Here is a 22,765-nt window from a genome sequence, read left to right as displayed (position 1 = left end):
TGCGACCTAACGCAGCGAAGCGGTAGCCCCCCTACACAGCCCGTATTACTCTCCCGCCATGGAGAACCCGACTCTTCCCCAAGCCTTAAATCTGATCATGGAGCAGCGGGGATGGAGCCAAAACCAACTCGCCCGCGAAATGAGCACCCCCGACGACCGTGTCACCCAAGGGTGGATATCCAACGTCTCGCGCGGCACCCGCGACCCGGGCATTGGACGCGTATCGGGCTATCTCCAACGCGTAGGGTGGGAAGTCCGGATAGTCCCCATCGGGGAGGTGGACCCCGTAGACCGTAGAGAGTTCATCGCCGCCGCCGCATCCGTGGCCTTCATCCCTTCACCCCAGGCGGGCCCATATCAAGATCCGCAATATGTCCGGGCCCTTGCCGGACGGCTGGAGCAAATGACCGGTGAAGGCGGCGGAATTCCCCTCATCCGGTCCGCGCTACGCCACGCCAACGCCGTCAAACCGGCTTTACGGGGACGCGACCGGCAGTTGCAGGCAGCCTCCGCCGACCTGGCCCGAAAAGCCTCTCTTGTGCTTTATGACGCCCAGCAGCGGACCCAGGCCGAGCACGTGGCCACCCTCGGGCTCGACCTCGCCCGCAAAGCCGGGTACGTCGAGAGCGCAGCGCACGCGTTCGAGAACCTGTGCACCTTCAACGCCCAACATGACCCGCTCAGAGCCGCCGCCTACGCCCAACACGGCCTGCAACTGCGCGGGCTGGCCGACGAAGACCGTGTCCGGCTCCGCGTCCGGCTCGCCACAGCGCTCACAGCCTCTAGCGCAAACCCCAAACGCCAAGCCCGCCAAGCGCTGGACCAAGCACGCACCATGCTCGATGATCTGTCCCCGATCTCGGCCGCCATGGTCCTGGGCAACGCGGGCATCGCCCTCGGCAGATTGAAGTTGCACGAGGAAGCCGACCAGTCCCTAGCCCAAGCGGTCCGCCTCTTCGGGCACATGCCCCAACTCAGCGCCCTCTACCTGGCCCAGCAGATCAAAGCCGCACTACACGCCAACGACCCCGACAAAGCAGCACACCAGATCCACGCCCTGACCCGCCTCACCCCGCTGGTGGAATCCGCCCGGCTGGACCAGCACATCACCGACATCCTCAAATCCTCGACACCCTGGGCGAACTCCCGAGACATGCGCAACGCACGAGAACACCTACACACCGTCGCCAGCGGAACCCTGCCGCCCTGACGGGGTGTGCCCTGTGCGTGACGAAAGTGGGTCGGAAGCCTCACTACGGATACCGGTAACGGCTGCGCCGCCTCCCGGTGCTGCCGCCTGCGTGATCCTTCAGCTTTGAGGGCGCCATGGCGCACCGGATGCTGAAGGATCACGCAGGCAGAGGGGACGCGGTTGTTGCCGGTGCCGTTAGTGAGGCTCCTGACCTTGCTTTGAGACACGCCCTAGAGGTCCCTACGCCGACGGTGGGCTGGGTGGGGGTTGCTCAGAGGGCCGGTCTGTCGCTCTTAAGACGGCTCAGGAGGGTGGCGAAGCTGTCGGATGACAGGGTGAGGTGACCGGCGTCGGGGTTCTTGGAGTCTCTGAGGCCGATGCCGCCGTCCAGGTCGGCGATCTCGATGCACTCTTGTCCGCCGAGGCCACCAGTGCCGCTGTGGGTGGATTTGCGCCATTGGGGGGTGCTCATGACGTGACCTCCATCAATTGGGTGATCAGCTTGCGGGTGGCGTTGCGGGATAGGGCATCGGGGCCGATTTGGTCATATCGTACGTGCAGCGCGTCGCGCTTGGTGGGGTCCACAATGAGCCTTCCACCACCGGCGGCTTCCATGAACGCCGAGCCCCCTCGGGGCATGGTGCCCGGCCGAACCTGGACAGGTCACCGAGAGCACGGCCGCATTCGGGAAGGTGACCTGGGCCGTAGTCACAGACGCAGGCGGAAGCCCCCACGGCCGCAGCAACGGGAACCCGTGGTAGGACCGCCGAGCGATTCGCTTCAACAAATCGAACACCATGGTGGCGGATAGGTCGCGCGTCAATATGCTTCAACGAATCGGAGAGTGAGGGTGTCGGGTGGCCGTGAGGTACCGGCAGATCGCCGAGAAGCTGCGGGAACGCGTCAACGCCGGTGAGTGGCGGCCCGGCGACACCCTCCCGCGACATATCGACCTCGCCGAGGAGTACCGCGCATCCCGTAACGTCATCGCCCGCGCCATCGGCGTCCTGGAGGACGAAGGGCTGCTGTGGGCCGTGCCGCGCCGGGCACGGTCGTACGCTCGGACAAGCGCCGCGTGATCATCAGGACCAACGTGGTCCGCCGCAACACCCGGCACGTCATCGACGGGCGACCCGCCTCGGGCGGCTACAGCTTCCCGGCCGCCCAGGGCAACGAGTTGTGGATCCACCACGTCCAGCCCAGCGTGACCACCGAGCCGATGACCGATCCCCGCCTGTCGCACATGCTCAACGTCGCGGTCGGCTCCGAGATCCTGCGACGGCGCCGGGTGACCGGCCCGGACGGCGAACCCCCGTTCCAGATCAGCACCACCTGGATCCACCCCCGAGGCGTCGCCGACGCGCCCCTGGTCGCCGAACCCTACGGAACCGGCCCCGGCGCGTGGATCGACCGACTGGAAGAAGCCGGCCACGGCCCCCTCGAATGGATGGAGCGCCGCCGGGCCCGCTTGCCTCAGCAGGACGAGGCCGACGCCCTGCAGATCCCCGTCTCCCTGCCCGTCTGGGAGATCGTCCGCATCGGCTACTCCGCCAAGGACACCAACGCCATCGAAGTCACCCAGGTCATCATCCCCAGCGACCGCATGGAAGAGATCTCCCGCCTGCAACGCGACGACTCCGCCACCTGGCCGCCCACCCCCAGCGGACCCGACGGCCGACCCGTGGCGCGACGGCCCGACTGACCGCACAGGCGGGTTCGGGGTGCCTGGACGTGCCGAAGGCCGAAGGATCACGGGGTACGGGACGGCGGAGTGTTCAGCGGGTGCGGGGCAGGACGGTTTCGGTGAGCCAGGTGCCGATGGACGTGGCGACGGAGTCGGGGTCGTAGCCGCGGGCGTCGACGTTGTCGGCTTCGATTTCGATCACCGGGATGCCGGCCGTCTCCAGGGCGCGGGTGGTGAAGTAGCTGCCGCGCGGGTCGTCGGAGACCAGGTGGACCACGCCGTCGACGCCGTGCAGCCGAGCCTCCTTGACGTACCACTCGGCCGACCACGGCGGGGTGTAGAGCTGGTCGCCGAAGGCGGCGAAGCGGGCGGCCAGGGCGCGTAGCGGGTCGCCGCCGTAGCGGAGGTAGCCGTCGGCGGCCACCGCCAGGTACATGGACCAGACGAAGACGGCGCCGTACTCGTCCTGGAACCGCTGGTAGAAGTCCATGTCGTACCAGAGGCCGCGGCCGATCCACATCAGCCGGGCGCGCTCGCCGGGGCAGGCGGCCTCGCCCGCGGCCACCCGGTCGCGCACCTCCTCGTAGAACGAGCGGGCGGCGTCCCGGCCCCACTCGGTGCCGCGGTGCCACTGCGGCACCATCACGGCGGGGATGCCCTCGGAGACGTCCAGCGGGACGGGGCGGGTCCGGGCGATCAGGTCGCGGGCCCGGCGGTTCCACTCCTCCTGCTCGTTGACGAGCGCCATCACCTCGCGGAACCGGGTCTCGCTGAACACCCGGCCGGTGGTGGTCTCCAGGAACCTGATCAGGTTCTCCAGTTCGGCGGTCAGCAGGTCGAGCCGGGCGGTGCCGACGGCCTCCTCCCAGCGGTGCGGCATCAGGTCCCACCAGTTGACGGGCACCTCGTTCTCGGCGGCGCTCTCCAGCGCGTAGAAGGTGGTGCCGGGCCGCTCGCCCCATAGGTCGAAGATCTTGCGGGTGACGTCGCCGGTGGCGTCGGCGACCACGAGGGACGGTGCGGGCAGCCCGCCCCACGGGCCGTTCTCCGGCTCGGGGTCGAACGCCGCGCCCAGCGTCAGCGAGTTGTACTGCTCGGTGTAGTCGGGGTAGCCGCGCTCCCGCACCAACTCCAGGTAGTGGGCGGACCGCTGCTTGGCGGCGACCAGCGACGCCCACCACTGGCTCACCACGTACGGGATGTCCATCGCCCGGAAGATCTCCTGCGGGACGTCCGCGTTCACCAGCGCCAGCGGCTCGCCGGCCGCCACCCGTTCCCGCAGGCCGGCGAACCACTCCCGCTGGTACCGGCCGGCCGCGGCGGCGGAGGCCAGGCTGCGCGTCCTCATCGGATTCCCTCCAGGTCGATCCGGCCGTACTCCTGGCGTTCGAGGAGGGCGGCGGGCAGTTCGGGCAGGGCCGCGCGCTGGGCGGGGAAGTCCCAGGGCGGTGCCTCGTCGCCGCGCCGGGCGTAGCCGACCAGGGCTTCGGCGCGGCAGGCGCGGGCCGCCGCCGCGGTGTGCGCGGCGCGGGCGCGGGTGGTGGCGCGCTGCGCGGTGGGGCCGTTGTGCTGGTAGCGCTCGGCCAGCGCGGTCAGGGTCCCGGTTCCGACCTGGCGCAGGTGGAGCAGGTCGCCCCAGTCGTGGTCCTCGCCGACCACGAGGTGCCCGGCGCCCTCCAGCGCCCGGTAGACCTCGGGGGTGTCGTGGCCGCTGCCGGTGAGGAAGATCCGGCGGCCGGTGTGCTCGGGCAGGTCGGCGGCCTCGGCGAGCAGCCGGCGCAGCAGGTCGAGGTGTTCGGTGACCGGTAGCACGGTGCCGGCCCCGGCCACGGCCAGGAACTCGGTGCCGGTCAGCCGGGCGGGCACCGCCCGGCGCAGTTCGGCGGCCTCGGCCAGCAGCCGGCGCTGCTCGTCGTGCCGCGCGATCGCGCCGGGCAGGTCGGCGGTGGTGCCCGTCCAGTCGTGCAGGCGGTCGCGGAACTGTTCCAGCCGGGCCCGCACGTAGCGGGTGGTGGTGCGGTGCGGCAGGTGCAGGACGTCCACCAGGTACGGCTCGGGCAGGTCCAGTTCCGGCTCCACCCGGCGCAGCTCGCGCAGCGCGTAGAACAGCCGCAGCGACGCCTCGCAGTCGCGCGACACCACCACCCGGTCGAGCGTCCCGTACGCCCCGGCCAGCAGCCGGGTCAGCACCGAGCGGGCGACGGGGTCCAGCCCCTTGCCCAGGTACCGGTCCCCGGGCGCGGTGTCGCCGGCCGGGTCGCCCCACAGCCGTACCGGCAGCACCCCGGCGGCGGTGAGCTGTTCCACCGGCACGTCCGCTCCGACGTAGCCGTACACCGGGCCGCCGCGGGCCGCCGCCGCCCGGTCGGTGTAGATCCGGGTCAGTTCCGCCAGCGCGGTCACGTCAGATCACCCCGTCGGCGGCGAGGGCGGCGAGGCGCTCGGCGTCGTAGCCCAGCAGGTCGCCGTAGATTTCGGCGTTGTGCTCGCCCAGCGCGGGGGCCGGCTCGTCGAGGGCGGTCTCCGCGGCGGAGAAGACGATGGGGACGCCGGTGCCGTACAGCTCCCCGGCCCGGTCGTACCGGGGGTGGGCCAGCGGGACGACCTCGCCGCGGTCGCGGACCAGCGGGTCGCGTACCGCCTCGGCGGGCCCGCGCACGGGGGCGGCGGGCACGCCGTGCCGGGTGAGGGTCGCCAGGACCTCGGTGAGGGGGCGCTCCGCCGACCACTCCCCGATCAGGGCGTGCAGTTCGGCGGCGTGGGTCACCCGCCCGTCGCGGTCGGCGAACCGCTCGTCCCGCGTCAGTTCGGGGCGGCCGAGCGCGGCAAGGACCCCGTGGGCGAAGGAGTCGACCGGCGCACACAGCGCGAACCACCCGTCGGCGGCCTCGAAGATCCCGAACGGGGCGAGCCGGGGGACGGTCGTCCCGGTGCGCAGCGGCAGGCCGATCTCCTCGAAGGCGTCGAACGGCTCGCAGGCCACCAGCGAGGTCAGCGCGCCCAGCATCGACACGTCGACGTGCTGGCCCTCGCCGGTCGCGTCGGCCTGGACGACCGCGGCGAGGGTGCCGATCACCGCGTAGAGGGGGGCGAGCAGGTCGGCGACCGGCAGCCCGAACCGCACCGGCGGTTCGCCGGGCGCGCCCGCCGTCATCATGATCCCGCTGAGCGCCTGGACGATGGTGTCCATCGCCTTGCCCGAGCCGGGGCCGCCCTGCGCCCCGAACCCGCTGATCGAGGTGTAGACGATGCGCGGGTTGGCGGCGCGGGCGAACGCGTAGTCGATGCCGAGTCGGCCGGTGACGCCCGCGCTGTAGTTCTCCACGACGACGTCGGCGGCCCGGACCAGGTCGGCGAAGACCTCGCGGCCGGCGGGGTGCTTGAGGTTCAGGGTGATGCCGCGCTTGTTGCGCCCGCGGAGCAGCATCGACACGGACATGTCGTCGGTGTGCTGGCGGGTGAGGGACAGCCCCTCGGCGCCGAGGTACGGCGCGTTGCCGCGGGCCGGGTCGCCCCCGGTGGCGGGGTTCTCCACCTTGATGACGCGGGCGCCCAGCCCGGCCAGCAGCAGGGTCGCGTACGGGCCGGCCAGGGCGGTGGTCAGATCGACGACGGTCCGCCCGGCCAGAGGACGGTGGGCCACCGCACCCTCCAGAGTGTGACATCAAGAAAACGATCGTCTCGATTGATGTCACACATTGCTGAGGGGTGTCAAGGAAGGGCTCCGGCAGGCGGAAGCCCGCCCGCCGGAGCCGCCGGATCAGACCTTGCCCACCCCGGCACCGGCCATGACGATGGACTTCACGTCCTGGGCCGCGTCGGGGGCGTAGGAGTAGGGGATCGCCCGCACCAGGGTGGGGTACCTCGACTGCGGGGTGCCCGAGCCGACCAGGTGGTTGCCCGCCAGGCTGAGGTAGCCGGAGGACGACTCGCCCGTCTGGGTGACCGTGGGCTGGCGGGTGTTCTCGAAGTAGTTGCGCTCGACGTACACTCCGGCCTGGTTGGTGGAGGCCACGCCGTAGCTGCCGATGTTCCGGTAGTAGTTGTTCACCACGTGCACCGGGTTGCCGAAGCGCACCCGGGGCTGCCGCTGGTTGGTCCCGTCGAAGTAGTTGTGCACGTAGGTCACCCGCAGCCGGCCCCGGTCCTGGGCGCCGTTGTCGTCGGAGTGCCCGAGCAGCATCGCCTTGTCCTGGCCGTACACCCGGTTCCAGGAGACCGTGACGTAGTCGGAGCCGCGCTTGATGTCGAGCACGCCGTCATAGGCGTCGGTCAGGTCGTTGTGGTCGATCCAGACGTTGGTCGTCGAGTCCTGGATGTTGATCGCGTCGTCGTTGGCGCCGCTGAAGGTCAGGTTCCGGATGATGACGTTCCGGACCCCGTTGAGGGTGAGCCCGCCGCCGACGATCCGGCCCGACGTGCCGACACCGATGATCGTCTTGTCGGAGGCGACCCGCTGCATCCCGGACAGCGAGATCGTGCCGGTCACCTGGATGACGTACCGGCCGCTCGCGTTGGCGTACTGCCGGAACTGCGTGGCGTTGCCGACGGTCACCGTGGTGCCGCCGGCCCCTCCGGTGGTGCCGCCGTTCATGCTCGCGTACCCGACGGGGGCACTCTCGTAGGCCGCGGCCTGCGGGGCGCCCTGCGCCGGCACCGCCCAGCCCGCCGCCGTCAGGGCGAGCACGGCGGTCCCGCCGAGGATCTTGAAGGACGTTCGCATCGTGCGCTCCTTTCTTCCCGTCACCACACGTACGGCCAGCCGGCCGCGTCGATGCCGAGGTAGTTGATGCCGAGCTTGTGCCGGCCGCCGTCCGTCCGGTCGTAGTAGTGGTAGACGAGCAGGTCCTGGGTGCCGTCGCGGTAGACGCTCTGCCCGCCCGGCCCGATCACCCGGCCGCCGTGGGTCGCCAGCACCTCGGTGCCGCCGCCGCTGGTCAGCCGGACGCCGTTGCGGTCGACGTACGGGCCGGTGATGCTCGCCGAGCGGCCGACCATGATCTTGTAGGTGCTGCCCGTGCCGCGGCAGCACAGGTCCCACGAGGTGAACAGGTAGTAGTAGCCGCCCCGGTGGACGATGTGCGGTGCCTCGATGCCCAGGTCGGTCCGGGTCCGGCCGGCCAGGCTGTGGATCGTCCGGTCGGCGTGCCGGTTGCCGGTGGCGGGGTCGATCCGGATCATCTTGATCCCCGTCCACCACGAGCCGAACGCCAGCCACCAGCGGCCCTGGGCGTCCACCGTGAGCTGCGGGTCGATGGCGTTGAAACTGTCACGTGAGGAGGACGTGATGACCCGGCCGCGGTCCCGCCAGCTGCCCGGCCGGCCGGTGCTGCTGATGGCCAGGCCGATCGCCGAGTGGTTGGAGCCGAACGAGGAGGCCGAGTAGTACATGTAGTACTGGCCGTTCTGGTACGACACGTCCGGCGCCCACAGCTCCCGGGCGTCGCCGCTGTACTGCCGGGCCCAGGACGCGCCGGACGGCAGCGCGGCACCGGCGGCGGCGAAGTCGATCCGGTTGGTCGACGAGCGGGCCTCCAGCCCGTTGTGGGTGGAGTAGGTGTAGTACGTCCCGTCCGAGGTGCGGATCATCGTGGGGTCGTGGGTGAAGACGTCGCCGCGGACCAGCCCCGGGTCGGGGTAGGCGGCGTGCGCCGTCCCGGTCAGGGTCGCGAAGATCAGCGTGCTCGCCGCCGCGATGGCTGTGATCTTCGAGACCCACGAGATGCCGCGGCGGTGCTCCCGCGGTGTGATGTCGGTCATTCCGGCTCCCGCTCCTCGACTCGGTCGCGAGTTCAACACGCGGCGAATCGGGGATCCAGAGGCCGGCCGCAACCCGGGGAGCGGCGCCACCGGACGGCCGGGAACCTTGTGCGACCGCACCCGTAACCTGGGCGATCTCGCCGATACCCGTGGGCCGGTGACCTAGATCACGCGAAGCGGTGGCCGGAGCGTGCTAGTCTAAGTGGCGTTGCAGTTGTGGTTCCCATGAGACTTTATGTGCGCCTGCTGGTTGACCCTCAGGCGCATTTCGTTTTTCTGGAGTCATCGCGGCGACACCGGGTCCGTAAGGTGCGGGTCCGGCACCCGTGAAGGAGTACAGACGGTATATGGCTACCGGCACCGTGAAGTGGTTCAACGCGGAAAAGGGCTTCGGCTTCATCGCCCAGGACGGCGGCGGCGCTGACGTCTTCGCGCACTACTCGAACATCCTGGGCAACGGCTTCCGTGAGCTCCAGGAGGGTCAGGCCGTGGAGTTCGAGGTCACCCAGGGCCAGAAGGGCCTGCAGGCCGAGTCGATCCGCGTCCTCTGATCCGAGACGCTGAAAGCCCCGCACCGGGAACGGTGCGGGGCTTTTCGTTTCCCAGTTGCGATCTGCCACCTCTGGCGCGCCCTCGATCTACCACCAATCCTGAAAGTGTCGGACATAGCGAACGCGGTTCCCGCACAGGGTTCGAACGGAGCGAGGAGTGACACCGGAGGAGGCTCGCATCCTCGCCGTGCTCGGCCACGAGCTGTTCCTGGCCAGCCAGGGCACCCCGCTGGCCGAGCGCATGCTCGCCCCGCGGCCGGGCGACCTCGTCCTGGAGATCACGGACTTCGGCCGGGGCTGGGACCCCAACCGGGTCGGCACGCTGACCCGGATCGAGGGCCGGCCGCCCGACGAGAAGTACCTGGTCGCCCCGCTGCACACGCCCGACCAGCAGCGGCGCTGGCGGAACTGCTCGTTCATCGCGCTGCCCACCCGGGCGGCACGGGAGTGGCTGATCGAGGCCCCGCTCCCGCCGCCGACCAGGTACCGGCCGCTGTCGGACTACCTCCTCCAGCACGGCGGGGAGCGGATCGAGATGACGTTCGACGACATCGAGGTCACCATGGGCGGCGTGCACCTGCCCCCGTCCGCCCGGAACCCGCGGCTGGCGCACTGGTGGGACAACGACTCACGGCAGGAGCAGGCGCAGGCGTGGATGTCGGCCGGCTACCACGTGGAGACCGTGGACATCCCCGGCCAGCGGGTGCGCTTCCGCGCCGTCCGCGCCTGAACTCACAGCTCCCAGAGCTCGGCCAGCAGTTCCAGGGAGCGCAGCCGGGCGGCGGGGTCGAAGGGCTCGCTCACCACGATCAGCTCGTCCGCGCCGGTGCGCTCGACGAACTCCAGCAGGCCGCGGCGGACGGTCCCGGGCGCGCCGACGACGGCCTCGCGCAGCATGGAACCGACGGCCTGCGCCTCGGCGGGGGTCCAGAGGGCGTCGATGTCCGCGACCGGCGGCGGCATCCCGATGTCGCCGCGGACGATCGACAGCACCCGCTGCTGCACGCTGCTGAACTCGTACCGGGCCCGCTCGTCGGTGTCGGCCACCATGACGTTGAGCCCGGCCATCGCGTGCGGCCGGTCCAGTTCGGCGGAGGGGCGGAACTCCCGCCGGTACACCTCCAGGGCCGCGTGCAGCTGGTCGGGCGCGAAGTGCGAGGCGAACGCGAACGGCAGCCCCTCCCGGGCCGCCAGCCGGGCGCTGAACAGGCTGGATCCCAGCAGCCAGACGGGCACCTGCGTCCCCTCGCCGGGAATGGCGCGGACCCGGCGGCCGGGGGTCGGGGGCGCCAGGTAGCCGCGCAGCTCGGCGACCTGGTCGGGGAAGTCCAGCCCGCCCGACGGGTCGCGGTGCAGCGCCCGGGCGGTCCAGGGGTCGGTGCCGGGCGCGCGGCCCAACCCCAGGTCGATCCGGTCCGGGTACAGCGTGGCGAGGGTGCCGAACTGCTCGGCGATGATGTACGGCGCGTGGTTGGGCAGCATGACGCCGCCCGAGCCGACCCTGATCCGGGACGTGGCTCCGGCGAGGTGCCCGATCAGGATGGACGTGGCGGAGCTGGCCACCGCCGGCATGTTGTGGTGCTCGGCCACCCAGAACCGCAGGTAGTTCCACTCCTCGGCGCGCCGCGCCTGCTCGGTGGTCGCCCGCAGCGCGTCGGCGGCGGTCCGCCCCTGCGGAATCGGCGCCAGGCTGAGCACCGACAGCGGAACCCCTGCGACGGCCATGCGTTCTCCCTTGAACCCGACATTTCCCGCAATAACCGTACGACTATATGCGGATCGTCGGACTACCGGGGTCTCAGACCACCCGGTTCAGCAGGGGCTCACCCGCCGCCAGGCGGTGGCAGTTGCCGGCGGCGGCGCGGACGCTGCGTTCCATCGTCTCCAGGGTGAGCCAGGCGGCGTGCGGGGCGACGACAACGTTGTCGAGCCGCAGCAAGGGGTCGGCCGGGTCGACGGGCTCGGCGGAGAAGACGTCCAGGCCGGCCGCGCGCAGGTGCCCGGAGCGCAGCGCCGCCACCAGGGCGGGCTGGTCCACCACCCCGCCGCGCGCGGTGTTCACCAGGATCGCCCCCGGCCGCATCAGCGCCAGCCGCCGGGCGTCGATCAGCCGGTCGGTCTCCGCGGTCAGCGGCAGGTGCAGCGAGACGATGTCGGACTCGGCGAGCAGGTCGTCCAGCGTCCGCCAGCCCGGCGTCGCCGGGCCGCCGGACGGGGTGTGGTGCAGCACCGTGGCGCCCAGCGCGGCCAGCGGGGGCGCCAGTATCCGGCCGACGGAGCCGAACCCGACCAGCCCCACGGTGCGCCCGGCGATCTCGCCCATCTTCTCCGGCAGCGAGGTGTCGACCGGCCAGCCCCGCCCGGCCCGGGTGGCGGCGTCCAGCGGGACGACCCGGCGCAGCGCGGCGAGCATCAGCGCGAGCGCCTGCTCGGCCACGGCCTGGGCGTTGGCGCCGGGCATGTTGGCAACCGCCACCCCGCCCGCCCGGGCCCGGTCGAGGTCGATGGTGTTGACGCCCGTGCCCAGCTTCTGCACCAGCCGCAGCCGCGGCGCCCGGTCGAAGTCGGCCGCGGTGATCGGCCGCAACACGTGCCAGAGCACGTCGGTGTCGGGCAGCAGCCCGGCGAACCGTTCCTCGTCCTGCTCGGCGCACCAGCGCACGTCCAGGCCCGCCAGCAGCGGCACCAACCGCTCGCGCAGCGCCGGGCCCGCGTCGAAGTGGAACAGCACCCGCAGGGAGTCGATCGGCACGCCGCTCACCGTACCGGCAGCCCGAGTACGCGGCGGTGGCATGGCGTCGCTGGTCGGCTGCTTCGCCCGGCAGGCTGTGAAATGACGTCGATCCGGTAAGAATCCCGGTAAGGGAACTTTCACCTCCCGTACACAGTCAGACCCGATGACGGCGACCGCCGTCCCGCACCGACACCCGCCCTGGAGCGCCGAGAAACCACTTATTCATCCCGTTCGTGAGCGGAGCCCCCCATGAACCACCGGAACGCAGCACCCCGCCGCGCACTACTCATCGACTTCGAGAACATGCTCTTCGAGAGCGCCCGGCTGGCCGACTACGGGCTGGTCGCCGACCGCCTGATCAGGACCGTCGAGACCGCGGGCCCCGTGCACCACCGGCTGCTGGTGGCCCGCCCCTGGGCGCTCAAGCAGCACCTGGAACTGTTCATCGCCCTGCGCCTGCCGATCGCGGTCGCCCCGCGCGGCCGGGACGGCGCCGACCACGTCCTGCTGGACCGCGGCAGGTTCCTGGCCGGCCACGGCTTCACCGAGTTCTCCATCGCCAGCCGCGACCACATCTTCGCCGACTTCGCCGCCGCGCACCCCACCGACGTCATCGTCCCCACACCGCACAGCGTCTCGCGGGCCCTCGTCCGGGCCGCGCGCCGCCTGATCGTCCTGTCCCCGAACTGACGTCCGGCGATCCCTCGGTCCCCGGGACACCGCACCCCCGGGGGCCGAAGGACCACCGGACGGCCGGGCCGCGCGGAGCCGTCGTAGCCGGGCGGGGGCCGGGCCGGATCAGTCCTCGGCGAGGACGATGACCTTGTCGTCTTCGGTGAGGGTGAGCGGGGCGGACTTGTCGGGGTTGAGGACGATGCCGTACTTCGGGGGCTCGTGGAAGCGGGCGCCCAGCCGGTAGCCGAGGGCCGTCTCGCCGCGCCGGCGGGCCGACTCGATGAGGGTGGCGAAGTTGGCGGGGACGCCGGGGACCAGGTAGTCGGCCGCGGGCTTGAGGTAGAGCTCGGAGCCCAGCGGTTCCAGCAGGTCGATGAAGACGTCGTACAGGTGCCGGTTCTCGCTGAGCTGGGTCAGGGTCAGGCTGATCAGCTTGTCGCTGACCACGAAGTCGTCGGCCTTGGTGACCTGCGCGACCTCGCGGTTGGCGTCGTCGTTGATCTCGCTGACGATGGAGTACGGGTCGCCCAGGGTCTCCTCCATGTCGCGCAGGTGCAGCAGGGTCACCAGGGTGCGGGCGTCGCAGACGGCCGGGTCGAAGCCGGCGTCCGACAGCACGATGATGTGCTGGTAGGAGCCGACGTCGAGCTTCTCCAGGTCGGTGCGGTCGGTGTCGTCGCAGTGCGTGAACCCCGTCGTCAGGTTCTTCAGCCGGGGCAGTTCACCGCTGGGGTCGGCGCGCAGCGCGGCGATCTCCAGGTACGAGCCGGGCCGGACGAACTCGTCGAGCATGCCGATGATCTTCGGGGCGCGGTGGTTCCAGCCGATCAGCAGCGTCCGCGCGGGCTCCTGCGGGTGCGGGGCGGCGGTGGCGATCGCCTCCTCGTGCACCGGCGGCCGGCCGGTGGCCAGCCGGATCAGCAGGTCGTCCTCGGCCAGCACGATGACCTCGTCGTCGGCGCGGATCGCCGTGTCCATCGGCGGGTTGACCAGGACCTCCCCGTCCGCGCGCCGCAACCCGACGGGGATGCCCAGGTCGTAGGCGTCCAGCGCGGCGGCGTAGGTCACCCCGGTCAGCGCCGGCTCGGGACGCATGTAGAACTCGTGGCCCTCGAAGTTCAGCAGGTCGGTGCAGACCGTGGACAGCCCCGACTGCCGGTGGGACTGCACGATCAGCCGGATCGCCAGGTCGTCGGCGTCGATCACGTGTGCGGACGGGCCGCCGGCCAGCCGGGCCGCGGGCAGGTTGGCCGAGTCGTGCACCGCCGCGACCACGTGCGGCCGGGGCTCGTCCCAGGTCCGGGCGCCCAGCGACAGCAGCGTCTTGATGACGTGGATGTCGGGGTCCTCGACCGGCGGTGACAGCACCACGATCGACCGGGCGGTGCCGGGGCTGACCAGTTCCAGGTCGGCGACCTTGAGCGGGTTGCCGCGCCGGCACACCACCCGGGTGCGGCCGGTGTCGCCGACCCGGGCGCGGATCGCGTCCTCCATGTCGACCTTGTCGTGGTCGGCGAGGATCGCGATGCAGGAGCGGCGCCGGCTCTGGTTGGCCTCGACCAGTTCGGTGATCACCGTGAACACCTGGTCGGACCAGCCCAGCACCACGGTGTGGCGCTGCTCGACGATCCGCGACCGGCCCTTGCGCAGCTCGGTGATCTTTCCTTCGAGGCCGGTCGTCAGCACGCCGATCAGTGCGCTGACGATGAAGATGCCGCCGACGGTGGCCGCCAGCATCAGGGCCAGGAACGGCGCCGAGCCCTCGTCGTCGCCCATGGTGCCCGGGTCGAGCGTGCGCAGCAGGCTGCGCCACAGCACTCCGGGCCAGTGCCCGTTGTCGCCCGCGTCGCGCGGCGCGATCACCATGGCCAGCGAGGCCACCGCCAGGATGAGCACCCCGGAGGCCAGGCCGAGCCAGCCGATCAGCGCCGAGGTGCCCCGCGACATGGTGTTGTCGAACCAGTACCGCATCCGGTCACGCCGCTTGAGCTGACCCACCCCGTGCTACCTCCCCCGTGGCCGGCCGGGACCCTGCGGGCTCGACCGCACGCAAAAATTAGCAGCGCAGATCCCGCGAATCCGGCGAACCGGAGATCAGTGGCTGCGCCGGACGATGTACCGGGACAGCGCGGCCAGTTCCCCGGCCGCGGCGGTGTCGAGCGCCGCGGACTCAATGATCTTCAGGGCCTCTTCCAGGTGGGTCTCGGCCTGCTCCTGGGCGAAGTCCCGGCCGCCGGCCCGATCGACCAGTTCGGCGGCGAGCCGGAGCAGGTCCTCGTCGAGCGGGCGCCCGGTTTCGAGCAGGTCCGCCAGTTGCCGGCCCGGTTCGGTGTCCGACCGCAGCGCGGCGACGACCGGCAGGGTCTTCTTGTGCTGCCGCAGGTCGTTGAAAACCGGCTTGCCGGTGGTCGCCGGGTCGCCCCAGATGCCCAGCAGGTCGTCGACGGCCTGGAAGGCGATGCCGAGCAGGCGTCCCATCCGGGCCATCTCGTCGGCCAGGGCGGCCGGGCCGCCACCGAGCAGCGCGCCGACCGCCGCGGCGCAGCCGAGCAGGGAACCGGTCTTGCCCGCGGCCATCTCCTGGTACTCCTCGACGGTGACCGCCTCCGGGCCGCTCCACGGCCGGTTCTCGAAGGCGACGTCGTCGGCCTGGCCGTTGACGAGCTCGACGAGCGTGTCCGACAGCCGGGCGAGCGCGGCCACCGCGTCCCCGCCCGACGCCTGGGCGAGGGTCCCCATGGCCAGCGCCAGCAGGGCGTCCCCGGCCAGCACCGCGGGGCCGACGCCGTAGGCCTTCCAGGCGGTCTCGCGATGCCGGCGGAGCTCGTCGCCGTCCATGATGTCGTCGTGTACCAGGGAGAAGGCGTGCACGAGTTCCACCGCGACCGCCCCGGCCACCGCGGCCTCCGGCGGGGCTCCCACGGCCCGGGCCGACAGCACGGCCAGTGCCGGGCGCATCCCCTTGCCGCCGGAGCCCTCCCGGGGGGTGCCGTCAGCCTCGATCCAGCCGAACGTGAAGGCCGCCATCCGCCCCGGCCAGGGATGCAGCCCGGCGACCGCCTCACGCAGCACCGGTTCGACCAACTCCCGGCATTGCCCCAGGGTTTCGGTCACATCAATTTCGGGTTTACACAGGCCAGAAACATCGAGCGTCACGACTGGTCATTCCCTACCCAGGTCACGGAATGATGGTGATCTTTCACCTAGAATTGCAGATAAGTCGATGAATGAGAACACCACAGTCGAAAAATGCGCGAAGTTAACGTAATCTTTCCATGATCGGAGGCGCTGACCAGCCCGATTGTCACAGTGCGTTACGCCGAAGCGGCCTGCGCCGCCAGTTCCGTCACACTGAAACCGTGGGTGTCACGCGCCATGAACCAGTGGTGATGGAAACGCACACTCCGTCGCTGCCAATCGGCGATAGCGGCCAACTCGGCGGGGAAGCTTGATAGCCCGGCCTCGAACTCGACCGTGAGCTCGGCAATATGGTCGAGCACCCGTCGAATCGCCTCGTCCTCGCTCGCGCCGGCGCTCTGGAGCACGGAGATGGCATTGTGCTTGCCTTCGCGCTTCTCCCGCTCGAACGAGCGGACGTCGTTGGCCAGCCGAATGCACGAGGCCCCTACCCGGGTCGCCGATTCGATCTGCCGTGCGTGTTCGGTCACGGCCGGCTCCGGCCCGCAGACGCCCAGGGCCGCCACCCACCACAGCGGGTAGAAACACGTGACGAGACCGTTGTCGAGGTATTCGGCGTAGGAGGGAAGGGGTGCGGTCCCGGCGGTCCAGCGCCGCTCCCGGGTCAACGCCCGCTGCGCCACCTTCAACTGCTCGATCACCTCGGCGACGTGCGCCCCCGCGATGGGCCGGGCGTGGAAGCGCTCGCTCCACAGGCTCCAGGCGGCCAGCACCTGGCCCGCGGGCCCCGCCGGGTCCCACTCGCCCGCCGCGCCACCGGCCAGGACGGCGTACAGGTCCGTGGTGAAAGACTCGAACTGTTCGTCGGTACAGCTCTCGACGATTTCGTCTGTGACGTCGTCCACGCCGAACAGCAGCATGGTCAGCGCCGCCATATCGGTCAGCACGTCGATGGCCGCGCCGGGAAAGGTGGCCGCCGCCGACAGGCAGCAGAAGGCGAGCCGGCTTTCGGTGCGCCGGCCGTCGGGATAAAGAACCGAATAGGGCCGCAACAGCTCGCTCACGGAGCGTGTCGTCGCCACCGCCCCGTCGAGCACCGCGTCGAGATCCTCGACCGGGATCCCCTTCAGCGGATGAGCATCCGGGAGCACGCTGCCCACAACGGCGTTATGGATGTCGAAGTACGAACGCCGGTCTGACTGAACCACCGAAAACCCCTCGTGAGCTGCTGCTTCGCCTCGACGAAGACCTGCCGGGGCGAAGCCGGGGCATCACCCGATCAAGATCAACATAGCTGATCAGGGACGCACCATGCTAGATCAAACCGGAGTGATAGGTACATCACTCCCATAGGCCCCAAACTATGACCTTTGCGATCTTGTCCCCCAAAGAGGGGCGTGTGATACTCCCGTTGTTCATTGATGACAAATGCAACTCACCTGTCGAGCGAGGTCACAAGGCGACAGTCGATGATCGCTATCCGTAGCGAACCCACGATCTTCGCCTGCCAAGCAGGATAATGCCACACCGCGAAGTGAGGGCGGCTCTTAATGTCAACCGATCCGAGAGCGAGACCAGCTCGAACAGTTCCGCTCCGCCGACTCGCACCCGGATTCCTCCGTGACCCGCTGGCCGCTTTCGAAAAGGTCGGCACCGACGCCTCCGGGGAGATCATTCGGCTGAATGCGGGAACGTTCCGACCGTATCTGGTGACCGATCCCGATCATGTCCAGCACGTGTTGCGCGGTAATTCCGCGAACTACCGGCGTAAAGGCATGTTCTGGAACGCTCTCGAACGCCTGCTGGGCGACGGCATCCTGGGTGACGGCCCGACCTGGGAGCACAGCCGCCGCAACCTGCAGCCCGTCTTCACCTCGCGGAACGTCACATCCCTGACCGAGCGGATGGCCGAAACCGTCAACCAGGCGGTCGATCAGATGGCCTGGCGCGGCCGGTCCGGCCGGACGGTCGAGGCCTCCCAGGAGATGAACAGCGTCGTCAACCAGACCGTCATCAAGATCTTCTTCGGTGACCGGATCTCCCAGCAGGGCAATGCCCTGCTGGTTCCCGCGTTCGAGACGATCGTGCACTCCATCGCCTTCCGCCTGCTGCTGCCCTTCGTCCCCAACGCGGTCCCGCTGCCCGGCGACCGGGCCTTCCTACGCTCCGTCAAGACGGTCGACTCCGTGGTGTACCCGGTGATCCGGGAGGTCCGGCGGCTCGACGACGGCGGTGACGACGTCATCGCCACGCTGTGCCGGGTCAGGGGACCGGACGGCGAGCCCCTCACCGACCGGCAGATCCGCGACGACGTGGTCAGCATGCTCGGAGCGGGCACCGAGACCACCTCCGTGGCGCTGACCTGGTTGTGGCCCGCCCTGGAAGCGAATCCCGAGGTGGCCGAGACCCTCTACGAGGAGATCGACCGCGTGGTCGGGTCCGATCCGGTCGGCCCCCAGCACCTGCCGGACCTGGAATACACCCGGATGGTCATCCAGGAACTGCTGCGGCTGTTCCCGGTGGGCTGGCTGTTCCCCCGCACGGCCGTCGGCTCCGACGTGATCGACGGAGTGAAGATCGAGGCCGGCGCGACCATGCTGTTCAGCCCGCTCATCACCCACCACCTGGAATCCATCTGGCCGGACCCGCTCACCTTCGACCCCGAGCGGTTCCGCCCCGAGAACGCCCGGAACCGGCACCGCTACGCCTACTTCCCGTTCGGCGGGGGGCAGCACCAGTGCCTCGGCATGCACGTCTTCAACATCGAGGCGCAGCTCATCGTGGCCGCCATCCTCAGCCGCTTCCGGCCGAAGCTGACCGACCCGAGGCCCGTCAAGGGCCGGATCGCGGCGACCGTACGCCCCCGCGACAAGATAGGGATGACGCTCCAGCCGGTGATCCGCACCGGGCACCCGGCGTGAGCGCCGGCCATCCGCCGCCGGCCCGCACCGGACCGGTGGCGGAGATCGCCGCGGCCGCCCAGGAACTGGTGGACGGCCTGCTGACCGAGCCCTGGGGCAGGGTCTCGCCCTCGGTCTACGAGACCGGCCGGGTGATCAGCCTGACGCCCTGGCTGGCCGGGCACCGGCAGCGGCTGGACTACCTGGTCGCCACCCAGCGACCGGACGGCGGCTGGGGGGCGCCCGACCCCGGTTACGCGCTCGTCCCCACGCTCAGCGCGACCGAGGCGCTGCTCGCCGCCCGGCCGCACGACCCTGAGTTGGCACGGTCCGCCGAGCGCGGTGTGGCGGTGCTGCGCCGGTGGCTCTCCGGCGGCGGCCCGGCGCTCCCCGACATGCCGGCGATCGAGCACCTCGCACCCGCCCTGATCGAACTGATCAACCGCCGGCTGGCCGAGCCGCTGCCGTCCCCCCCGAAACTGGACGGAGCGCTGCTGCCGGTCATCCGGTCCGTGCTCACCGGCGGCGGCGAGATACCGGAGAAGCTGATCCACGCCCTGGAACTCGCCGGCGACGCCGCGCGCGGCCTGCCGGCGCTCCGCCCGCAGAGCACCGGCACGATCGGTGCCTCCCCCGCCGCCACCGCCGCCTGGCTCGGCGACCAGGAGCCCGAGCCCGACCATCCGGCCCGCCGTTACCTCGAGGAGGCCGCCCGCCCGCACGGGGGACCGGTGCCGTGCGGCCTGCCCATCACCGTCTTCGAACGCGGCTGGGTACTGGGCTGGCTGGCCCGGGCCGGCATCCCGGTCACCGTGCCGGACACGCTGGTGCGCGAACTGGCGGACGCCGTCGGGGAGCGGGGCGCCCCGGCCGCCGCGGGCCTGCCGGCGGACGCCGACACCACGTCCGGGGCGTTGTACGCGCTGGCCCTGCTCGGCGCCCCGCGTCGTCCCGACCCGCTGTGGGCGTACGAGGCCGGCGCCCACTTCGCCACCTGGCCGGGCGAGGACGGGGTCTCCGTCAGCACCAACGCGCACGTGCTGGAGGCGTTCGGGCAGTACGCCGCCGCCGTGCCCGCCGAGGCTCCGCGCTACGCCGCCACGATCGCCCGGGTCGGGGCCTGGCTGGCCGGCCGCCAGGAACCCGACGGAAGCTGGCGGGATCGCTGGCACGCCTCGCCCTACTACGCGACGGCCTGTTGTGCGCTCGCACTGGAACGCTTCGGCGGCGCGACGGGCGGCCCCGCGGTGCACCGGGCCCGGCGGTGGGTGCTGGACTCCCAGCGTCCCGACGGCTCGTGGGGCCACTGGTCCGGCACCGCCGAGGAGACGGCGTACGCGATGCAGATCCTGCTCCTCTCCCGGCCCGCCGACGGCGAGAGTGCCGAGGCGGCGCGCGCCGCCGTGGCCCGGGGTCTGGACCGGCTGCCGGCCACCGCGCCGGGTCCCGACGAGCCCGCCCTGTGGCATGACAAGGATCTCTATCTGCCCACGGCGATCGTACGATCGGCCGTACTCGCCGCACGCGGACTCGCGCTGGACAACGCGCACGTTTCATCTAGATGAAATCTCACCTACCGCTTATTACCTGGGCATACGCCCCGTCTATGGCGATGTAGACGATTCACCTTGAGCGGGTTTGATGGTGTTGCTAAGGTTCTGCGCAGCGTGGGACGGTTACGAGCCACCGCCCATGCGCCCGACACCAGATGCTTCGCAACCGTTAAATTCTTCGGACCAATGCGAGCATCTCTTAATTCTTTGTTGAGGCCATGTAATGCGCTTCCGCAACTCCCGTCTGCGGACCAAGGTCACCGCGCTGATCCTGTCACTCACCGCGCTGTGGATGTTCGCCGCCTGGGTGACCGTGCGCGAGGGCCTGAACATGCTCTGGGTCGCCACACTCGACTCGAGCGTGGTGCAGCCCAGCGAACCGCTGCTCGCCGAACTGCAGCAGGAGCGCCGGCTCACCCTGGTCGCCCTCGGCAGCGGCGGGCAGCGTGCAGCCCTGGACACGCAGCGGGCCCGCACCGACCGGGCCCGGGCGAAGTTCATCGAGGGGATCGGCTCCCGCAACGTCGACCTGGCGGCCAGCGACACGCTGAAGCGGCACCTCACGGAGATGACCCGACGGCTGAACGGCCTCGCCGCCACCCGCCAGGACGTCGACGGCCGGGTGTTGGACCGTACCCGGGCGGCCACCGCGTACTCGGACACGATCAGCACGCTGTTCCAGATGTACACCTACATGGCGACCCTGGACGACAAGAAACTCGCCCAGGACACCCGGACCCTGATCGAGATGACCCGGGCCACCGAACTCCTCTCGGAGGAGGACGCCCTGCTGGCGGGCATGATCTCCGCCGGCCGGGTGACCGCCGCCGAGCACAACGAGTTCGTCCAGATGGTCGGCGCCCGGCGGCTCTTCATGGGCGACGCCCAGACCAAGCTCGCCGACGTCGACCCGGCACTGGCCCCGCGGTTGAACGCCAGCCCGGCGCTCAACCGGCTGCGGGCCACCGAGGACCTCGTGATCCAGCACGGCCGGCTCAGCCAGCGACCGCCGCTCACCGGCGAGCAGTGGCAGAACGTCACCCGGCCGGCGCTGGACGAGATCACGAAGACGACGCTGGGCGCCGGTGACAAGCTCGTCGACGCGGCCAAGCCGGTCGCCGCGGGCGTCATCGTCCGGCTGGTGCTGGCCGGTGGGCTGGGACTGCTCGCGGTCATCGCCTCCGTCATCGTCTCCATCACCACGGCCCGGGCCCTGGTCCGCCAACTGGAGAAGCTGCGGGACGCCGCGCACGACCTGGCCGACAACCGGCTGCCCCGCGTGGTCGACCGGCTCGGTCACGGCGAGACCGTGGACGTCGCCAAGGAGGCCCCGCCGCTGCAGTTCGGTGACGACGAGATCGGCCAGGTGGGCCAGGCGTTCAACGTGGTCCAGGAGACCGCGATCCGGACCGCCGTCGAGCAGGCCGAACTGCGCCGCGGCATCCGCGACATCCTGCTCAGCCTGGCCCGCCGCAGCCAGACCCTGGTGCACCGGCAACTGACCCTGCTGGACGCGATGGAACGCCGCGAGGTCGAGGAGCAGGAACTGGAGGACCTGTTCCGCCTGGACCACCTCGCCACCCGCATGCGGCGCAACGCCGAGAACCTCATCGTCCTGTCGGGCTCCACCCCGGCCCGTGGCTGGAAGAAGTCGGTCACGATGGTCGACGTCGTCCGCGCCGCGGTCGGCGAGGTCGAGGACTACACCCGGGTCACCGTGTCGCCGATGGGCCCGGTCTCGCTGACCGGCCGCGCCGTCGGTGACATCACCCACCTGCTCGCCGAGCTGATCGAGAACGCGGTCTCCTTCTCCCCGCCCTACACCCTGGTCCAGGTGAGCGGTCACATGGTCGCCAGCGGGTACGCGGTGGAGATCGAGGACCGCGGGCTCGGCATGACCGACGAGCGGCTCGCCGAGATCAACAGCCGGATCATGGACCCGCCCGAGTTCAACATGTCGAGCTCCGTGCAGCTCGGCCTGTACGTGGTCGGCCGGCTGGCCCAGCGGTACGAACTGCAGGTCTCCCTCAAGCGTTCCGCCTACGGCGGTACCACGGCCGTCGTGCTCGTCCCGCGCGAGCTGGTGGAGGACATCGAAGGCGGCGACAGCGCGGCCAGCGGCGAGACCCCGGTGCCCGCGGCCGTCGGCGCCCGGCGGAACGGCGAGCCCGTGAAGATCGATGATCTCCGCACCGCCCGTGCGGAAAGGCCGATGGTCCAGGTCGAGAAGAACGTCTCGGCCGTGCCCCGGCCCGTACCCGAGCCCCGTACCCCCCCGGAGCCCGCCATCGAAGAGATCACCAGCGGTACCGACGCGCCGGCCGAACCGGCCGAGACCGAGACCACCCCGTCGGGGCTGCCGCTCCGGGTCCCCCAGGCGAGCCTGGCCCCGGCGCTGCGCACCGACACGCCGACCACGACCGAGAGCCTGGAGGAGGAGGAGCCCGGCAGCCGGTCGCCGGAGGAGATCCGCCAGATGTTCGGCTCCTACCAGTCGGGCACTCGCCGCGGCAGGTCGGCGGCAGCGAAGAAGCTCGGGAAGGGTCCGGCAGAACAGCCGGACGAGTGACCTGACCCG

21 protein-coding genes are annotated in these 22,765 nt (G+C 70.7%); 9 read left to right on the top strand and 12 right to left on the bottom strand.

Features of this window, described 5'->3' with window-relative positions:
* The first annotated feature begins 58 nt into the window (after positions 1-58).
* The gene (locus tag DPM19_RS34785) at positions 59-1,210 is read left to right on the top strand and encodes a helix-turn-helix domain-containing protein (protein WP_146778782.1); all 1,152 of its coding nucleotides are present in this window, start codon (positions 59-61) and stop codon (positions 1,208-1,210) included.
* A 253-nt stretch (positions 1,211-1,463) separates the two neighbouring features.
* On the opposite strand, the gene DPM19_RS08925 is transcribed toward DPM19_RS34785, so the two are convergent.
* Both DPM19_RS08925 and DPM19_RS35175 read right to left on the bottom strand, forming a co-directional pair.
* Positions 1,464-1,664, bottom strand: a complete 201-nt coding sequence (locus tag DPM19_RS08925; RefSeq protein ID WP_111864648.1) for a DUF397 domain-containing protein — start codon at positions 1,662-1,664, stop codon at positions 1,464-1,466.
* Complete coding sequence (locus DPM19_RS35175; protein WP_158566728.1) at positions 1,661-1,807, bottom strand: hypothetical protein; 147 nt, start codon at positions 1,805-1,807, stop codon at positions 1,661-1,663. Before DPM19_RS35175 ends, DPM19_RS08925 begins: the two co-directional genes overlap by 4 nt.
* A gap of 242 nt (positions 1,808-2,049) precedes the next feature.
* Between DPM19_RS35175 and DPM19_RS36165 the strand changes: the two genes are divergently transcribed.
* Complete coding sequence (locus DPM19_RS36165; RefSeq protein ID WP_233509993.1) at positions 2,050-2,271, top strand: winged helix-turn-helix domain-containing protein; 222 nt, start codon at positions 2,050-2,052, stop codon at positions 2,269-2,271.
* Positions 2,268-2,894: a UTRA domain-containing protein gene (locus tag DPM19_RS08920; RefSeq protein WP_233509985.1), complete on the top strand. Its 627-nt coding sequence runs from the start codon at positions 2,268-2,270 to the stop codon at positions 2,892-2,894. Before DPM19_RS36165 ends, DPM19_RS08920 begins: the two co-directional genes overlap by 4 nt.
* Before the next feature lie 73 nt (positions 2,895-2,967).
* Here the strand turns inward: DPM19_RS08920 and DPM19_RS08915 are convergent, their stop codons facing one another.
* The 5 genes from DPM19_RS08915 to DPM19_RS08895 form a co-directional block, all read right to left on the bottom strand.
* Positions 2,968-4,224 carry a 2-hydroxyacyl-CoA dehydratase family protein gene (locus DPM19_RS08915; RefSeq protein ID WP_111864645.1) on the bottom strand — a complete coding sequence of 419 codons (1,257 nt, stop codon included), beginning with the start codon at positions 4,222-4,224 and terminating at the stop codon, positions 2,968-2,970.
* On the bottom strand, positions 4,221-5,279 hold the full coding sequence (locus tag DPM19_RS08910) for a 2-hydroxyacyl-CoA dehydratase family protein (protein ID WP_233509984.1): 1,059 nt from the start codon (positions 5,277-5,279) through the stop codon (positions 4,221-4,223). The genes DPM19_RS08915 and DPM19_RS08910 overlap by 4 nt, the downstream gene beginning before the upstream one ends.
* Position 5,280: 1 nt before the next feature.
* Positions 5,281-6,519, bottom strand: a complete 1,239-nt coding sequence (locus DPM19_RS08905) for a CaiB/BaiF CoA transferase family protein (RefSeq protein ID WP_111864643.1) — start codon at positions 6,517-6,519, stop codon at positions 5,281-5,283.
* Positions 6,520-6,636: 117 nt separating this feature from the next.
* A complete protein-coding gene (locus DPM19_RS08900; protein WP_111864640.1) occupies positions 6,637-7,599 on the bottom strand; it encodes a pectate lyase family protein in 963 nt (320 codons plus the stop codon).
* Positions 7,600-7,619: 20 nt separating this feature from the next.
* Positions 7,620-8,636, bottom strand: coding sequence for an arabinan endo-1,5-alpha-L-arabinosidase (locus tag DPM19_RS08895; protein ID WP_111864638.1), 1,017 nt, complete (start codon positions 8,634-8,636; stop codon positions 7,620-7,622).
* 347 nt (positions 8,637-8,983) lie between these two features.
* On the opposite strand from DPM19_RS08895, the gene DPM19_RS08890 reads away from it, so the two are divergent.
* Together DPM19_RS08890 and DPM19_RS08885 are read left to right on the top strand one after the other, a co-directional pair.
* Complete coding sequence (locus tag DPM19_RS08890; RefSeq protein ID WP_111864635.1) at positions 8,984-9,187, top strand: cold-shock protein; 204 nt, start codon at positions 8,984-8,986, stop codon at positions 9,185-9,187.
* A 157-nt stretch (positions 9,188-9,344) separates the two neighbouring features.
* Positions 9,345-9,917 (top strand): DUF7662 domain-containing protein, encoded by a 573-nt coding sequence (locus DPM19_RS08885; protein ID WP_111864632.1) that lies wholly within the window; start codon positions 9,345-9,347, stop codon positions 9,915-9,917.
* 2 nt (positions 9,918-9,919) lie between these two features.
* Here the strand turns inward: DPM19_RS08885 and DPM19_RS08880 are convergent, their stop codons facing one another.
* Together DPM19_RS08880 and DPM19_RS08875 are read right to left on the bottom strand one after the other, a co-directional pair.
* Positions 9,920-10,912 carry an LLM class flavin-dependent oxidoreductase gene (locus DPM19_RS08880; RefSeq protein ID WP_111864629.1) on the bottom strand — a complete coding sequence of 331 codons (993 nt, stop codon included), beginning with the start codon at positions 10,910-10,912 and terminating at the stop codon, positions 9,920-9,922.
* Positions 10,913-10,985: 73 nt separating this feature from the next.
* Positions 10,986-11,939 carry a 2-hydroxyacid dehydrogenase gene (locus tag DPM19_RS08875; RefSeq protein WP_233509983.1) on the bottom strand — a complete coding sequence of 318 codons (954 nt, stop codon included), beginning with the start codon at positions 11,937-11,939 and terminating at the stop codon, positions 10,986-10,988.
* 231 nt (positions 11,940-12,170) lie between these two features.
* On the opposite strand from DPM19_RS08875, the gene DPM19_RS08870 reads away from it, so the two are divergent.
* On the top strand, positions 12,171-12,611 hold the full coding sequence (locus tag DPM19_RS08870) for a hypothetical protein (RefSeq protein ID WP_111864623.1): 441 nt from the start codon (positions 12,171-12,173) through the stop codon (positions 12,609-12,611).
* A 108-nt stretch (positions 12,612-12,719) separates the two neighbouring features.
* Here the strand turns inward: DPM19_RS08870 and DPM19_RS08865 are convergent, their stop codons facing one another.
* The 3 genes from DPM19_RS08865 to DPM19_RS08855 form a co-directional block, all read right to left on the bottom strand.
* Positions 12,720-14,594: a CASTOR/POLLUX-related putative ion channel gene (locus DPM19_RS08865; protein WP_325050201.1), complete on the bottom strand. Its 1,875-nt coding sequence runs from the start codon at positions 14,592-14,594 to the stop codon at positions 12,720-12,722.
* Positions 14,595-14,690: 96 nt separating this feature from the next.
* Positions 14,691-15,710, bottom strand: coding sequence for a polyprenyl synthetase family protein (locus DPM19_RS08860; RefSeq protein ID WP_233509982.1), 1,020 nt, complete (start codon positions 15,708-15,710; stop codon positions 14,691-14,693).
* 200 nt (positions 15,711-15,910) lie between these two features.
* On the bottom strand, positions 15,911-16,942 hold the full coding sequence (locus tag DPM19_RS08855) for a terpene synthase family protein (RefSeq protein ID WP_111864620.1): 1,032 nt from the start codon (positions 16,940-16,942) through the stop codon (positions 15,911-15,913).
* A gap of 342 nt (positions 16,943-17,284) precedes the next feature.
* Between DPM19_RS08855 and DPM19_RS08850 the strand changes: the two genes are divergently transcribed.
* From DPM19_RS08850 to DPM19_RS08840, 3 genes are all read left to right on the top strand, one after another.
* Positions 17,285-18,655 (top strand): cytochrome P450, encoded by a 1,371-nt coding sequence (locus DPM19_RS08850; protein WP_111864618.1) that lies wholly within the window; start codon positions 17,285-17,287, stop codon positions 18,653-18,655.
* Complete coding sequence (locus tag DPM19_RS08845; protein ID WP_199484933.1) at positions 18,652-20,199, top strand: prenyltransferase/squalene oxidase repeat-containing protein; 1,548 nt, start codon at positions 18,652-18,654, stop codon at positions 20,197-20,199. Before DPM19_RS08850 ends, DPM19_RS08845 begins: the two co-directional genes overlap by 4 nt.
* 211 nt (positions 20,200-20,410) lie before the next feature.
* A complete protein-coding gene (locus tag DPM19_RS08840; protein ID WP_111864616.1) occupies positions 20,411-22,756 on the top strand; it encodes a sensor histidine kinase in 2,346 nt (781 codons plus the stop codon).
* The last annotated feature ends 9 nt before the right edge of the window (positions 22,757-22,765 follow it).

The organism is Actinomadura craniellae, from assembly GCF_003289645.1.
In the GTDB taxonomy this organism is placed as follows: Bacteria; Actinomycetota; Actinomycetes; order Streptosporangiales; family Streptosporangiaceae; genus Actinomadura_D; species Actinomadura_D craniellae.
This window is presented reverse-complemented; position numbering and strand designations above follow the sequence as displayed.